This is a genomic window from Bowdeniella massiliensis (assembly GCF_023634005.1).
GTDB classification, from domain to species: domain Bacteria; phylum Actinomycetota; class Actinomycetes; order Actinomycetales; family Actinomycetaceae; genus Bowdeniella; species Bowdeniella massiliensis.
In genome coordinates, this window is record NZ_JALIQR010000002.1 from 140209 (window position 1) to 152610 (window position 12402).

Here is a 12402-nt window from a genome sequence, read left to right on the forward strand (position 1 = left end):
GGCGGCGCCGGTCATGGTTAAACCATGAACAGATCGATCGCTCAGCTCCTGCGGTTTGCAGGCGTGGGAACCGGCGCGACTGTTCTGCAGGGCCTGATCTATTCAGCCCTATGCACCATGACAAGCGGGGCTCTCGCGCTCTCCCTTGTGATCTCTACCCTGGCTGCCACGGCCACGCACGCGCGGGTGACCTTTGACGCGCAGCGAGCGAGCCTGAAGCAGCATGCGTTCTCCTTGGTGCTGCTGGTCTTGACCTATCTCACGCAAGATCGTGCGCTCCAGGCTGGCGCAGGCTTAGGTCTCACCTCGGCGACGCAGCATGCCGTCCTCCTCGTTTTCACCTCCGCACTCATTGGAATCGCGCGCTGTTTCACGATGCGCGCCTGGTTTACTGAAGGATCATCATGACTAACACCACCGAAAACTCCCGCTCGCCAAGCATCTGGTACACCCTAGGTGCCATCGCCATGGGGCTCACCGGCCTGCTCTTCGCCGCGCTGCTGTTTCGAGGCGGCCTGCCCACCCTGATGGCCGGGGCGCTCGTGCTGATCGCCGCCATCATGGCCGTTGTCAGCCTCATCATGCTCGCTGCCAGTGGCCGCCGCCGCAAGCTGCTGACCGCCCTGGCGGCTATTGGAGCTGGCTTCGCCCTAGTCGTCACACCCATTGCCCTCGCAGCCGGTACCGCTGGGCATGAGCGTGGCCCGCGAATCGGCTTCGAGCGCGAATCCCACCGCAGCGGGTGCCCGGTGGATCGCCCCAACCCAACCGAGACCTCGATACGATAGCGACATGCTAGAAATCGCCGTGCAAGACCCAGCCGGTGCCCGCACCGCGCTCGCCGGAGGCGCGGATCGCGTCGAACTGTGCAGCGCCCTGGTAACCGGCGGCCTCACCCCATCGCTCGCCATCATCGAGGCTAGCGTCGCGACCGGCATCGACACCGTCGTCCTCATCCGCCCGCGCCCGGGCGACTTCGAGCTGAGCGATGAGGAAATCGAGGTATGCACCCGCGATATCACGCTCGCCCTTCAAGCCGGAGCGCGCGGCGTCGTTATCGGGGCCCTGCGCGAGGGCAGCCTCAACGCCGATGCGATCCGAACCTGGCGCGACGCGGCGCTCGCCGCCACGCCCGATGCACAGATCGTTGTGCACCGGTGTGTCGACGTCCTGTTGGGTGAGGGGCTGCAGCCGGAGCGCTTGCTCGACCAGTTGGCGAATATCGGCGGGATTACCCGCATCCTCACCTCGGGTGGGTCGCAGTCCTGCCGCGAGGGCATCGATGCGCTGGCCGCGCTCGCTGCCGGCAGTGACATCGAGATCCTCGCCGGCGGCGGCCTGAGGCCCGAGGACATTCCCGCGCTCGCGGCCCGAGGGATTTCGCAGTTCCACCTTTCGGCCCGCCGTAGCCGCACGGGCGGCCCATCGGGACCCGGCGGGGGAGCGGCCTCCTATGACGTGACGGATGAGGAACTCGTGCGCGCGGCGGTTAGTCGTGCAGCGCTGAATTAAGCTCGACGCCGCCCTCGCGCGGCAGCGCCCGCACCTGGCCGGTCAGGGAATGGCGCAGGTAGAGCAGTCCGCTCGCGCCGGAAAGCTCTCGAGCCGAGCACACCGTTTCGTCGGCGAGCCGTACCTTCGTGCCGGGCGTGACGTACAGGCCCGCCTCGACGACGCAGTCATCGCCCAGCGAGATCCCGACGCCAGCGTTCGCACCGATCAGGCATCGCTTGCCGATGCTGATGCGCTCCTTTCCACCGCCAGACAGCGTCCCCATGATGGAGGCGCCGCCGCCGATATCGCTGCCGTCGTCGACGGTCGCGCCCTGGGAGATCCGGCCCTCAACCATCGAGCGGCCTAGGGTTCCCGCGTTGTAGTTGACGAAACCCTCGTGCATGACCGTCGTGCCGGCCGCTAGGTGAGCGCCGAGGCGCACCCGGTCCGCATCGGCGATCCGCACCCCGTCCGGCAGCACGTAATCGACCATGCGCGGGATTTTGTCGACGCAGTGCACTCGGGGAGCGACCCCGCGATTGCGCACCCGCAGGCGAGCCCGCAGCGATTCGAAATCCTCCCGGCGGCACGGGCCAGCATCCGTGAAGACGACCGTCGGCAGGATGTCGAACAGCCCATCGAGGTTGACCTCGTTGGGGGCGAGCAGGCGGCGCGAGAGCAGATGGAGCCGCAAATACACGTCCGGGACATCGCTCGGGGCGAGCTCGAGATCGGAAAACGTCGCAATACGCCTCGTGCGCACCCGCCGGATCGGATCCTCCGACTCATCGATGCCGACGTGATCGGAGGCGTGCGGCCCAAGCTTCGGCTCGGGGAACCACACGTCCAGGACCTGATCGTCGTCCGTGATCGTCGCCAGTCCCGTACCCGATGCCACGCGTGTGCCGCCAATAAGCGGCGAAGAACTCTCCATGAACCAAGCGTAGTGCGCCTCACAGCGCACGCAGAAGGGCCGTTAGTCCAGTTCTCTCCGAAGCCTGCCCGAGCCCGCGACGGCCAGCACCCAGGGCGCCAGGCGTTCGGTCAATTCCCGGTCGCTCGTGACCGCGAGGACGATGTCACCCGACTCGGCCGCGGCGCGGGCCTGCGCCACGATCTCGTCATCGCCCGAACCGCTCGCCGCAACGATCCGCACCCCTTGAACGTCGACGCCGCGCGCTTGGCCTTCGATGACGGCGAGGACATCGGGGAACAGGCCACTGAGTTCGCTCGTGAACGGCGCCGCGGCAATCGAGTCGAGCTCGCTTAAGGAGCGGGCCAGGCGCTGCGTGGCCCCGGCGCGGTCACGCCACCAGCCATCGGGCCGCGAGCCGAGCAGGTTTGCCATATCGACAATCAGCGTGATCGGCCGCAGGTAGCGTCGCAGCAGCGGCCACGCGTCCTCAAAGGCTGGAAGCAGCGCCAGGTGCGATACGGAGTCCACCGGCACCCAGCGCACATCGAGCGATTCGCCGTCACCGATCCCGCCCGCTTGCTGCGCGATGTCCTCGGCGATGACCGTCGTATAGCTCCAATCGGGGTGCGTCAGCTCGTGGGTGGCCCACACGCGGCAGCCATGCGGCGAGATGAGTGCTTCCTCGGCGGCCTCGCGCAGTGCCGCGCCGATCGCGTCCTCCTGGCTTGCCCGCGCACCTCCGGGCAGCCCCCAGGTCCCACCGAAGTGCGAAAACGGCGCGCGATGCTGCAGCAGCACCTCGGTGCCTGCCGCGCGCCACAGCAACAGGCCCGCGGCACCGTTCGCGCCCCAGTGCTTGGCGCCGCAGCCGCACTGCACCCAGCGGTCCGCGTCGTGATGGTGGATATCCCCGGGAACGTCAGCCATATCCCCAGCATGTCACGCCCCAGCTTGCGGGGCCGGGCAATTAGTCGGCCCGCGAGGTCGAGCGGGAAAACACGTCGACGTCGATCGGCTGCCAGTGATCCATGAGCTCGGCGATATAGCGCGCGGTGGCGAGCGCGTTATCGACGACGGGCTCGGCCTCCGCCCACTGCGCCAGCGTGAGCCAGCGCAGCTCCTCGGATTCGCCCTCGGCGGGCGCGCCGGCTGGCTCGCCCTCGGCGAGCAGCGCGTAGGCGAGATCGGAATGGAAATGATCGCCCGAGATCTGGTGCGTATTGACGAGCGCCGGCAGCGGGTGGACGGTGAACCCGGGCAGCTCGATTCGTGGCGGCGGGCCGGGCTGCAACACGCGCAGCTGGCGCGCGCGGTAGCCGGTTTCTTCCTTCACCTCGCGTATCAGCGCCTGCCAGGGGTTTTCGATCGGCTCGATGTGGCCGCCCGGCTGCAGCAGCGAGCGAAACCGCCGGTGGCGATGGAGCAGGATTTCGCGCGTGGGCTGCCGGAAGATGAACGCTGAGACCGTCTGATCGTGCCCGCCGGGCATCGTGAAAATGTGCGGCATTATTCGATCGTTGCCAGGACTTGGCCGCCGGAGACCTGCTCGCCCGGCGCCACGGATAGTCCGGTGACGACGCCATCGCAGGGAGCGGTGAGCGGCTGCTCCATCTTCATCGCTTCCACGACGACGATGAGGTCACCGGCCGCGACGCTCTCGCCATTGGCGACGGCCAGGCGCACCACGGAGGCCTGCATGGGCGCTGAGATCGCATTGCCAGAGGCCGCCGCGGGCGCCGCCGAGCGCCGCCGCCGCTTGCCGCGCTGCAGGCCCGCGGCCGTGCGCGAAATTCCGAGCCCCGCGGGCAGCACGACCTCCAGACGCTTGCCGCCCACCTCGACGACGACGCGCTCGGTCTCGGCGAGCTCCTCTGCCGCCGGCTCCGGCATGACGCCCGGAAGGCGGGAAAGCGTCTCGGCAAACTCGGTTTCGATCCACGTCGTGTAGACGCCGAACTCGCCGCCCTCGCCGGTGAACTCGGGCGCATGCAACACCGCGTTATGGAAGGGCAGCACCGTCGGAATGCCTTCGACGACGGCCTCCGCGACGGCCCGCCGCGCCTTGGCGAGGGCGGCTTCGCGATCCGCGCCGTGCACGATGATCTTGGCGATCATCGAATCAAAATTGCCGGAGACGACCGAACCGGCCTTCACGCCCGCATCGATGCGCACGCCCGGCCCGCCCGGCCACAGCAGCTCGGTGATGGTACCCGGCGCCGGCATGAAGCAACGTGCCGGATCCTCGCCATTGATCCGCAGCTCGATCGCGTGCCCGCGCGTGGGCACCTCCTCATAGCCCAGTTCTTGGCCGTCGGCGATGCGCAGCTGTTCGGCGACGAGATCCAGCCCGGTAATCTCCTCGGTCACGGGATGCTCGACCTGCAGGCGCGTGTTGACCTCCAGGAAGGACAGCGTCCCGTCGGCGCCGATGAGGAACTCGCACGTGCCCGCGCCCACGTAGCCCGCCTCGCGCAGGATCGCGCGGGAGGCCGCAGCGAGCCGCTCGCGCTGCTCGGCCGTAAGGAAGGGCGCCGGTGCCTCTTCGATGAGTTTTTGGTGGCGACGCTGCAGCGAGCAGTCGCGCGTGGAGAGCACGGCGACAGTGCCGTGCATATCGGCTAGGCACTGCGTTTCGACGTGGCGTGGCTTATCGAGGAAGCGCTCGACGAAGCATTCGCCGCGGCCAAAGGCCGCCGTCGCCTCGCGCACCGCGGAGTCGAACAGCTCGGGGATTTCCGCCAGCGTGCGTGCGACTTTCAGCCCGCGTCCGCCGCCGCCATAGGCGGCCTTGATCGCCACCGGCAGGCCGTGTTCGCGCGCGAAGTCGACGACCTCATCGGCGCTCGCCACCGGATCGGGCGTGCCGGGCACGAGGGGCGCGCCGACCTTCTCGGCGATGTGGCGCGCCGAGACCTTATCGCCGAGCGCCTCGATAGCCTCCGGCGGCGGGCCGATCCACGTCAGGCCCGCTTCGATGACGGCGCGCGCGAAGTCTGCCCGCTCGGAGAGGAAACCGTAGCCCGGGTGGATCGCGCTCGCACCGGAGCGCCGTGCGATCTCTAGGATCCGATCGGCGTTCAGGTACGTCTCAGCGGCGCTCACCCCGCCGAGCGCGTAGGCGTCATCGGCCATGAGCGTATGCATGGCGCCCCGGTCACCGTCGGAGTAGACAGCGATGGTGCGAATACCGAGCTCACGGCAGGTGCGAATGATGCGCACCGCGATCTCGCCGCGATTAGCGATCAGGATCATCTTGGCCTCCTCAACCTAACTTGCCTACGGTATCGCCCTATCTCGCTCGCGACGCCCTCAGCGCGGGGGCACTTGGCAGTTTCTCGATAAGCCGAGGCCGAGCGCGCGTGAGTTTGTAGGTAATCACGAAGCCCACAGCTCGGTGATGTTCGTGTCGGCCTGCGCGAGGAGGCTGCGCAGCGCGGGCAGCGAAAGTCCGAGGACGTTGTGGTGATCGCCCTCGATGCGCTCGATGAACGGGCCGCCGTAGCCCTCGAGGGTGAAGGAACCCGCGACGGCGAGCGGCTCACCGGTGGCGACGTAGGCATCGATCTCGGCGGGCGTGAGCTTCGCGACGACGACGCTCGAGGCGCGCGGCTCCTCAAAGATCCTCCTCTCGCCGTCGATGACGACGAGGCAGTGGCCCGTGTGGAGCGTACCGGTGCGCCCCGACATCGCGGCGAGGCGCTTGCGCGCCCGCGCCCGGGTATGGGGCTTACCGAGCGCCTTGCCATCGAGCTCGAAGAGCGAATCACAGCCGAGAACCGCGACGGGCCCGTCGCCGCGCACGCCGTTCGCCACATCGAGCGCCTTCGCGCGCGCAAGCACGCTGACCTTTCCCGGCAGATCGAGCTCGGCGCGGCGGGTGGCGGCCTCCAGCTCCGCGCGCGCGAGCACCGCATCCTCGTTCACGGTCGAGGGCTGCACCTCGTGCGCGATGTGTGCGGCCTGCAGGACCGCGCGCCGCGCGGGAGAGGTGGAAGCGAGGATCAGCCGCATAGCTCAGCTCGCAGCAGGTCCAGGCCAATGGAACCGAGGTTCAGCGCGCGGCGGTGGAACTCGCGCAGATCGCCCGAGCGCGCCTGCAGCCACAGCCGCTCACCGATCTTGTAGCTGGGCGCCTGGCCCGGCCAGCCGAGGTAACGGTCGAGCTCGAAGGCCAGGATCTGCTTGTCCATGTTCGCGTTGGCGACAAGGAAATGCCAGGCCTTTTCGGCGTCCCAGGTTCCGCCCTGCGGGAAGGGCTTACCCAGGTGCACGCCGATATCCAGCACGACGCGCGCCGCCCGCAGCCGCTGCGCGTCGAGCATCCCCATCCGATCGCCCGGCTCGGACAGGAACCCGAGATCGGCCATGAGCCGCTCGGCATACAACGCCCAGCCCTCGCCGTGGCCCGAAATCCAGCAGTATTGGCGGCGCCAGAGGTTGAGTTCTTCCTTGCGCAGCACCGTCTGCGCGATCTGCAGGTGATGGCCGGGCACGCCCTCGTGGTAGACGGTCGTCTTTTCCCGCCACGTCGTAAACTCCGTGACGCCCGCCGGCACGGACCACCACATGCGTCCGGGACGGGAGAAATCGTCCGACGGGCCCGTGTAGTAGATGCCGCCGGTCTGCGTCGGCGCGATCTTGCATTCCAGGGTGCGGATCTCATCGGGAATCTCGAACTGCTCTGCGCCGAGCGCCGCGATCGCCTCATCGGAAGTCTGCTGCATCCAGGCCTGCAGCGCATCGGTGCCGTGCAGCAGCCGGTCCGGCTCCCTATCGAGCTGCGCCATCGCCTGCGCGATCGTCGTGCCCGGGCCGTAGAGTTCGACCGCGCACGCCTCCTGCTGCGCGATGATCTGCTCGAGTTCGCTCAGCCCCCACTCATACGTCTCATCGAGGTCGACGCTCGCTCCGAGGAAGTAGCGCGAAAACCGCTCGTAGCGCTCGCGGCCCACACCATCGTCCTCGGGGGCGCGCAGCGCGAGGTGCTCGGATAGGTACTGTGCGAGATCGGCGTAGGCCTGGCGGGCGTCCTTCGCCCCGATTTCCAGGGCGCGCCGGGTGGGCTCGCTGGCGTCCGCGCCGCGCAGGAGGTTCGTCACCATCGAGTGATCGAAATCGGCGAGATCGTCGGCCTGCTTGATGACGGCCTCGATCTGGCGCAGCGGCGCGATCCGGCCGGCGGCGGCCGCCTCGCTCAGGGATTGCTGATAGGACTCCAGCGCCGCGGGGATGGCGCTTAGGCGTTCGGCGATCGCCTGCCAATGCTCCTCGGTCTCGGTTGGCATGAGGGCGAAGACGTCGCGCATCTCCTGGGCGGGCGAGGCGATGACGTTGAGCTCACCGAGCCGCTCCGTAGCGAGCTCGAGCTCGATGGTGAGCCGCTCGGTCATCGCCGCTTTCGTCACGCGGTCGACGTCGTCTTCCGGCTCGATTTCGGAAATGCGCGATAGCACGTCGCGGCGCAGCTGGGCGCGTGCCTCGTGCCCGGCCGGGGAGTAATCGGGCATCAGGTGGTCATAGCCCGGGATGCCGAGCGCGGTGGCCTCCGTGGGCGCGAGCGCTACGGCGTCGTAAACGAAGGCATCGGCGATCTCATCGAGGCGAGTTCTTTGGCGTGTTCTCACGCCCACAGTTTAGTCGCGCCAGCGCCAGGCTTCGGACGTGTCTCGCGCGCCTTGGCGCGCGCGGCGCTGCCATTCACTCGTACGTTGCTGCTCAGGTGCTGGCACGCTCGCGATACCGGCGATGAGGGCGGCGAGCTCGGCGCTGTCGGGGCTGCCGGAAACGACCTTGATCATAGCGGGATGTTCCCATGCTTGCGGTCGGGCCGGGCGACGCGCTTGGTGCGCAGCGCCCGCAGCGCCTTGGCGACCTCGGCGCGCGTTTCGGCGGGCTCAATGACGGCATCGATGAAGCCGCGAGCGGCCGCCTCCCACGGGTTGATGAGGGCGTCTTCGTATTCCGCGACGAGGCGGGCGCGCTCGGCCTCGACGTCGCCGCCGGCCTGCTCGACCTGCTTCAGCGCCCCGCGCTGGACGATGTTGACCGCGCCGGCCGCGCCCATGACCGCGACCTGCGCCGTCGGCCACGCGAGGTTGACGTCGGCCCCGAGGAGCTTGGAGCCCATGACGATATAGGCGCCGCCGTAGGCCTTGCGGGTAATGACGGTCACGAGCGGGACGGTCGCCTCAGCGTAGGCGTAGATGAGTTTCGCGCCGCGCCGGATGATGCCGTTCCACTCCTGATCGGTGCCCGGCAGGAAGCCCGGGACGTCGACGAAGGTGAGGACCGGGATGTTGAAGGCGTCGCACGTGCGCACAAAGCGCGCGGCCTTTTCCGCCGCGTCGATATCGAGCGTGCCGGCCATCTGGCTCGGCTGGTTGGCGACGACGCCGACGGGGTTGCCCTCGATATGGGTGAAGGCGCACACGATGTTCGGCGCGAAGTCCTCCTGCACGAGGAGCATGTCGCCGTCGTCGACGACGGCCGCGATCACCTCGCACATGTCATAGGGGGCGTTATCGGAATCCGGCACGATCGTATTGAGCTCGGCGTCGCCCTCGGTATCGGCGGTGGCGGCGGGCCAGGCGGGCGGATCGCTCAGGTTGTTCGATGGGAGGTAGGTGAGCAGGTCGCGCACGAGATCGAAGGCGTCGGACTCGTCCTCGGCGCGGAAGTGGGAGACACCGGAGCGCGTCGTGTGGGCGCTCGCGCCGCCGAGCTCATCGAAGCCGACGTCCTCGCCGGTGACGGCGCGGATGACGTCCGGGCCGGTGATGAACATGTGCGAGGTTTTGTCCACCATGACGATGAAGTCGGTGAGCGCGGGGGAGTAGACGGCGCCCCCGGCCGAGGGCCCCATGATGAGCGAGATTTGCGGGATGACGCCGGAGGCCGCGACGTTGCGGCGGAAGATCTCGGCGAACTGCGTCAGGGAGGCGACGCCCTCCTGGATGCGTGCGCCGCCGCCATCGGAAATGCCGATGCACGGCACGCCGGTGCGCACCGCGAGGTCCATGACCTTCGTGATTTTTTGGCCATGCACCTCGCCCAGCGAGCCCCCGAAGGCGGAGAAGTCTTGGCTCCAGACGCACACATTGCGGCCATCGATCGTGCCGTAGCCCGCGACGACGCCGTCGCCCGGGATGACCTTTTTGTCCAGGCCGAACTGGTGGCAGCGGTGGGTGGCGAGCGCATCGAGCTCGACGAAACTGCCCGGATCGAGCAGTTCCTCGATGCGCGAGCGGGCGCTGCCCTTGCCGCGCGCCGACTGCTTGGCAAGCGCCGCGGCGGCGAGCTCCTCGCTGCGTTCGCGGCGGGCCCGCAGCTCGGCGAGCTTTTCGGCGGTGGTGACGGGTTTAGTACTCACCTTGGCAGCCTACGGCGAGGATCCGGGCCTGCCTATCACCAACGTGACCGAGTCACGCGATCGGAATTGTAGACTGCCCACAAAGGCGGGAGCGAAATGATTACTTTTGTGGCGCAGGCCGGTTCAACGAATACCGACGTGGCGGCGCTGTTGCAGGCCGGGCAGCGGGCGCTGCCCTTTGCCCTCGCCACCTTCGACCAGCGGGCGGGGCGCGGGCGCGCCGGCGCCCCCTGGGTGAGTGCGCCCGGGCGCGGGCTCGCGATGTCGATCGCGCTGGCGGCGCCCCAGGTGCAGCCGAGCATCGTGCATCCCGTGGGCCTTGCGGTGCGCGATGCGCTGCGCACCCGAGCCGGCGCGGGCGTGGGGTTGGCGTGGCCCAACGACATCGTCATCGCCGCCGAGCAGGAGGTCGAAGGCTGGGGGCGGTGGCGCAAAATCGCCGGGATCCTGTGCGAGTGGCACGCCGGGGCAATCATCGCGGGAATCGGCGTGAACCTCGCCTATCCGTCCGGGCAGCAGCCGGCGCCGTGGGCGACCTCGCTCTACCCGCCGGAGGCCGACGTCGAGCGCCTGGGGCGCGAGCTCGCGAGCGATATCGCGGACCGCGTCGTCGCCGCCGTCGAGACCTGGCGCGCGCACGAGGGCGACCTTACCTATCTACTGGAGAGCATCGATGCGGCGAGCGTCTGGCGCGGGCAGCAGGTGCGTGCCCGGCAGGGGGAGAGCGAGCTCGCGGGCGTCTTCCTTGGCGTCGAGCCCGATGGCGCGGCCCGCATCGAAACGCCGAGCGGCATCGAGCGCTGGATCTCGGGCGAGGTGCGGCACGTGCGCGTGTGACGGCCACTACACTGGTGACGTGACATCTAAGAACCTGGACACCGTCGAATATCACGTCAACCGGCTGCTCGGCGGCGCACCGTCGCTCACCATCACCGAGGTGGCCGAGCGCGTCGGCGTCGACGTGAGTTTCGTGCGCACCTTCTGGCGCGCCATGGGGTTCGCGACCGTCACCGAGTCCGACGTCGTCTTCACCGAGGCGGACGTGCAGGCCGTGCGGACCTGGCGCGAGCTGCTCGCGCGCGGGCGCGTGGACGAGCGCACCGCCGTCTCGCTGCTGCGCGCCGAATCGCACATCACCGATCGGCTCGTGCTATGGCAGGTCGAGGCCCTCATCGACGACGTCGCGCGCCGGCTCAACCTCGATGACACCTCGGCCAGGCTCGTCGTCCTCGATCACATCAGCGACGATTTCGAGTTGCTTAGCGAACAGCTCGCCTACTCCTGGCGGCGCCAACTCGCGGCGCTCGCCACCCGCATCAACGCCGAGGTCGCCCAGCGCAGCGCCGACGATGACCTGTCCAAGCTGCCGCTGAAGCGCGCGCTCGGCTTCGTCGACATGGTGGAATACACCCGCCGCTCGCGCACGCTCGACGTCACGCAGCTAACCGAGCTCATCCAGGGATTCGAATTCATCGCCCGCGACGTCATCACCTCCGAGGGCGGGCGGATCGTGAAGACCATCGGCGATGCGGTGCTCTATATCGCCGACGACCTCGACACCGGGGCGAGGATCGTCCTCAGCCTCATCGAGGCGCTGAAGGCCGATCCACGCCTGCCCCCGGTGCGGGCCTCGCTTGTGCAGGGCCGCGTCGTCTCGCATTCGGGCGATATTTTCGGGCCCGTCGTCAACGTCGCCTCGCGGCTCGCCGATATCGCGCTGCCCGGTACGGTGCTCATGGATGAGACGACGGCGGCGCTGCTGCAGGCAAGCGAAACCGGCCACGAATACGACCTGTCGCCGCGGCCCGTGGTCGAGGTCCAGGGGCTGGGGGAAATTAGGCCCGTAGAACTGCGGAAAAAGCCCGAATATGAGTCGGACGATTAACGCGAGACGCGTCAGACTTGACCAATTCTTGAACTTTGGCGTTACCATGGTGACGTGACTAACGTTCTGCTTGTTGAAGATGATCCGGCGATCGCCGAGCCGCTGGCTCGCGCCTTCGGCCGAGAGGGTTACGATGTGCGCCACCACGGCACCGGCCAGGGCGCCATCGACGATATTGCTGACACGGATCTCGTCGTCCTGGATCTCGGGCTCCCGGACATGGACGGCCTGGACGTTGCGCGCTGGATCCGCAACCAGGGGCTCGCCACGCCGATCCTCGTGCTGACCGCCCGCGCCGATGAGGTCGACCTCGTCGTCGGGCTCGACGCCGGCGCTGATGACTACGTGACCAAGCCCTTCCGTCTGGCAGAACTGCTGGCGCGCGTGCGGGCGCTGCTGCGCCGCTCGCACGGCGATCTGACCGACGAGGACGAGCTGAGCGCGCAGGACGTGCGCGTCGACGTCGGCGCGCATCGCGCCTTCCAGGGCAAGCGCGAACTGCAGCTAACCGCCAAGGAATTCGAACTGCTGCGGGTGCTCGTGCGCGATGCGGGCGTCGTCGTCGAACGCGATGCGCTCATGCGAGAAGTCTGGGGCACCGACCCGTCGGGCTCGACCAAGACGCTCGATATGCACGTCTCGTGGCTACGCCGCAAGCTTGGTGATGACGCGAACGATCCCACGTACATTTCCACCGTGCGCGGGATGGGCTTTAGGTTCGAAACGGCCGCGGGCTAA

At 68.3% G+C, this 12402-nt stretch carries 14 protein-coding genes; 6 read left to right on the forward strand and 8 right to left on the reverse strand.

Annotated features, from left to right (window positions below; genetic code table 11):
• Positions 1 to 24: 24 nt before the first annotated feature.
• Genes MUN85_RS01940 through MUN85_RS01950 form a run of 3 tightly spaced genes read left to right on the forward strand, consistent with a single transcriptional unit; the run spans position 25 to position 1512 of the window.
• A complete protein-coding gene (locus tag MUN85_RS01940) occupies positions 25 to 408 on the forward strand; it encodes a hypothetical protein (protein WP_250505151.1) in 384 nt (127 codons plus the stop codon).
• Positions 405 to 788 (forward strand): hypothetical protein, encoded by a 384-nt coding sequence (locus tag MUN85_RS01945; RefSeq protein ID WP_250505152.1) that lies wholly within the window; start codon positions 405 to 407, stop codon positions 786 to 788. Before MUN85_RS01940 ends, MUN85_RS01945 begins: the two co-directional genes overlap by 4 nt.
• 4 nt (positions 789 to 792) lie before the next feature.
• Positions 793 to 1512 (forward strand): copper homeostasis protein CutC, encoded by a 720-nt coding sequence (locus tag MUN85_RS01950; RefSeq protein ID WP_250505153.1) that lies wholly within the window; start codon positions 793 to 795, stop codon positions 1510 to 1512.
• On the opposite strand, the gene dapD is transcribed toward MUN85_RS01950, so the two are convergent.
• The 8 genes from dapD to MUN85_RS01990 all read right to left on the reverse strand — a co-directional run bounded on the left by dapD (position 1490) and on the right by MUN85_RS01990 (position 9779).
• Entirely contained in the window at positions 1490 to 2428 is a 939-nt protein-coding gene (dapD, locus tag MUN85_RS01955; protein WP_250505154.1) for a 2,3,4,5-tetrahydropyridine-2,6-dicarboxylate N-succinyltransferase, read from the reverse strand. The two genes, MUN85_RS01950 and dapD, sit on opposite strands and share 23 nt — an antisense overlap.
• A 42-nt stretch (positions 2429 to 2470) precedes the next feature.
• The gene (locus tag MUN85_RS01960) at positions 2471 to 3337 is read right to left on the reverse strand and encodes an NUDIX domain-containing protein (protein ID WP_250505155.1); all 867 of its coding nucleotides are present in this window, start codon (positions 3335 to 3337) and stop codon (positions 2471 to 2473) included.
• A gap of 40 nt (positions 3338 to 3377) precedes the next feature.
• Positions 3378 to 3917 (reverse strand): NUDIX hydrolase, encoded by a 540-nt coding sequence (locus tag MUN85_RS01965; RefSeq protein WP_250505156.1) that lies wholly within the window; start codon positions 3915 to 3917, stop codon positions 3378 to 3380.
• A complete protein-coding gene (locus MUN85_RS01970) occupies positions 3917 to 5662 on the reverse strand; it encodes an acetyl/propionyl/methylcrotonyl-CoA carboxylase subunit alpha (protein ID WP_250505157.1) in 1746 nt (581 codons plus the stop codon). Before MUN85_RS01970 ends, MUN85_RS01965 begins: the two co-directional genes overlap by 1 nt.
• Before the next feature lie 123 nt (positions 5663 to 5785).
• Positions 5786 to 6421, reverse strand: coding sequence for a Maf family protein (locus MUN85_RS01975; RefSeq protein ID WP_250505158.1), 636 nt, complete (start codon positions 6419 to 6421; stop codon positions 5786 to 5788).
• Positions 6412 to 8034, reverse strand: coding sequence for a DUF885 domain-containing protein (locus MUN85_RS01980; RefSeq protein ID WP_250505159.1), 1623 nt, complete (start codon positions 8032 to 8034; stop codon positions 6412 to 6414). The genes MUN85_RS01975 and MUN85_RS01980 overlap by 10 nt, the downstream gene beginning before the upstream one ends.
• 9 nt (positions 8035 to 8043) lie before the next feature.
• Complete coding sequence (locus MUN85_RS01985; protein ID WP_250505160.1) at positions 8044 to 8208, reverse strand: acyl-CoA carboxylase subunit epsilon; 165 nt, start codon at positions 8206 to 8208, stop codon at positions 8044 to 8046.
• Positions 8205 to 9779, reverse strand: a complete 1575-nt coding sequence (locus tag MUN85_RS01990; RefSeq protein ID WP_250505161.1) for an acyl-CoA carboxylase subunit beta — start codon at positions 9777 to 9779, stop codon at positions 8205 to 8207. Before MUN85_RS01990 ends, MUN85_RS01985 begins: the two co-directional genes overlap by 4 nt.
• A gap of 96 nt (positions 9780 to 9875) precedes the next feature.
• Here MUN85_RS01990 and MUN85_RS01995 point away from each other — a divergent pair, with 96 nt between their 5' ends.
• Genes MUN85_RS01995 through MUN85_RS02005 form a run of 3 tightly spaced genes read left to right on the forward strand, consistent with a single transcriptional unit; the run spans position 9876 to position 12402 of the window.
• On the forward strand, positions 9876 to 10616 hold the full coding sequence (locus tag MUN85_RS01995) for a biotin--[acetyl-CoA-carboxylase] ligase (protein WP_250505162.1): 741 nt from the start codon (positions 9876 to 9878) through the stop codon (positions 10614 to 10616).
• A 19-nt stretch (positions 10617 to 10635) separates the two neighbouring features.
• Positions 10636 to 11664: an adenylate/guanylate cyclase domain-containing protein gene (locus tag MUN85_RS02000; protein ID WP_250505163.1), complete on the forward strand. Its 1029-nt coding sequence runs from the start codon at positions 10636 to 10638 to the stop codon at positions 11662 to 11664.
• 54 nt (positions 11665 to 11718) lie between these two features.
• Positions 11719 to 12402 carry a response regulator transcription factor gene (locus MUN85_RS02005; RefSeq protein WP_092560880.1) on the forward strand — a complete coding sequence of 228 codons (684 nt, stop codon included), beginning with the start codon at positions 11719 to 11721 and terminating at the stop codon, positions 12400 to 12402.

Coding starts and splice junctions, on each gene's coding strand:
- MUN85_RS01940 (WP_250505151.1), top strand. CDS start 25: ATGAACAGATCGATCGCTCAGCTCCTGCGGTTTGCAGGCGTGGGAACC.
- MUN85_RS01945 (WP_250505152.1), top strand. CDS start 405: ATGACTAACACCACCGAAAACTCCCGCTCGCCAAGCATCTGGTACACC.
- MUN85_RS01950 (WP_250505153.1), top strand. CDS start 793: ATGCTAGAAATCGCCGTGCAAGACCCAGCCGGTGCCCGCACCGCGCTC.
- dapD (WP_250505154.1), bottom strand. CDS start 2,428: ATGGAGAGTTCTTCGCCGCTTATTGGCGGCACACGCGTGGCATCGGGT.
- MUN85_RS01960 (WP_250505155.1), bottom strand. CDS start 3,337: ATGGCTGACGTTCCCGGGGATATCCACCATCACGACGCGGACCGCTGG.
- MUN85_RS01965 (WP_250505156.1), bottom strand. CDS start 3,917: ATGCCGCACATTTTCACGATGCCCGGCGGGCACGATCAGACGGTCTCA.
- MUN85_RS01970 (WP_250505157.1), bottom strand. CDS start 5,662: ATGATCCTGATCGCTAATCGCGGCGAGATCGCGGTGCGCATCATTCGC.
- MUN85_RS01975 (WP_250505158.1), bottom strand. CDS start 6,421: ATGCGGCTGATCCTCGCTTCCACCTCTCCCGCGCGGCGCGCGGTCCTG.
- MUN85_RS01985 (WP_250505160.1), bottom strand. CDS start 8,208: ATGATCAAGGTCGTTTCCGGCAGCCCCGACAGCGCCGAGCTCGCCGCC.
- MUN85_RS01995 (WP_250505162.1), top strand. CDS start 9,876: ATGATTACTTTTGTGGCGCAGGCCGGTTCAACGAATACCGACGTGGCG.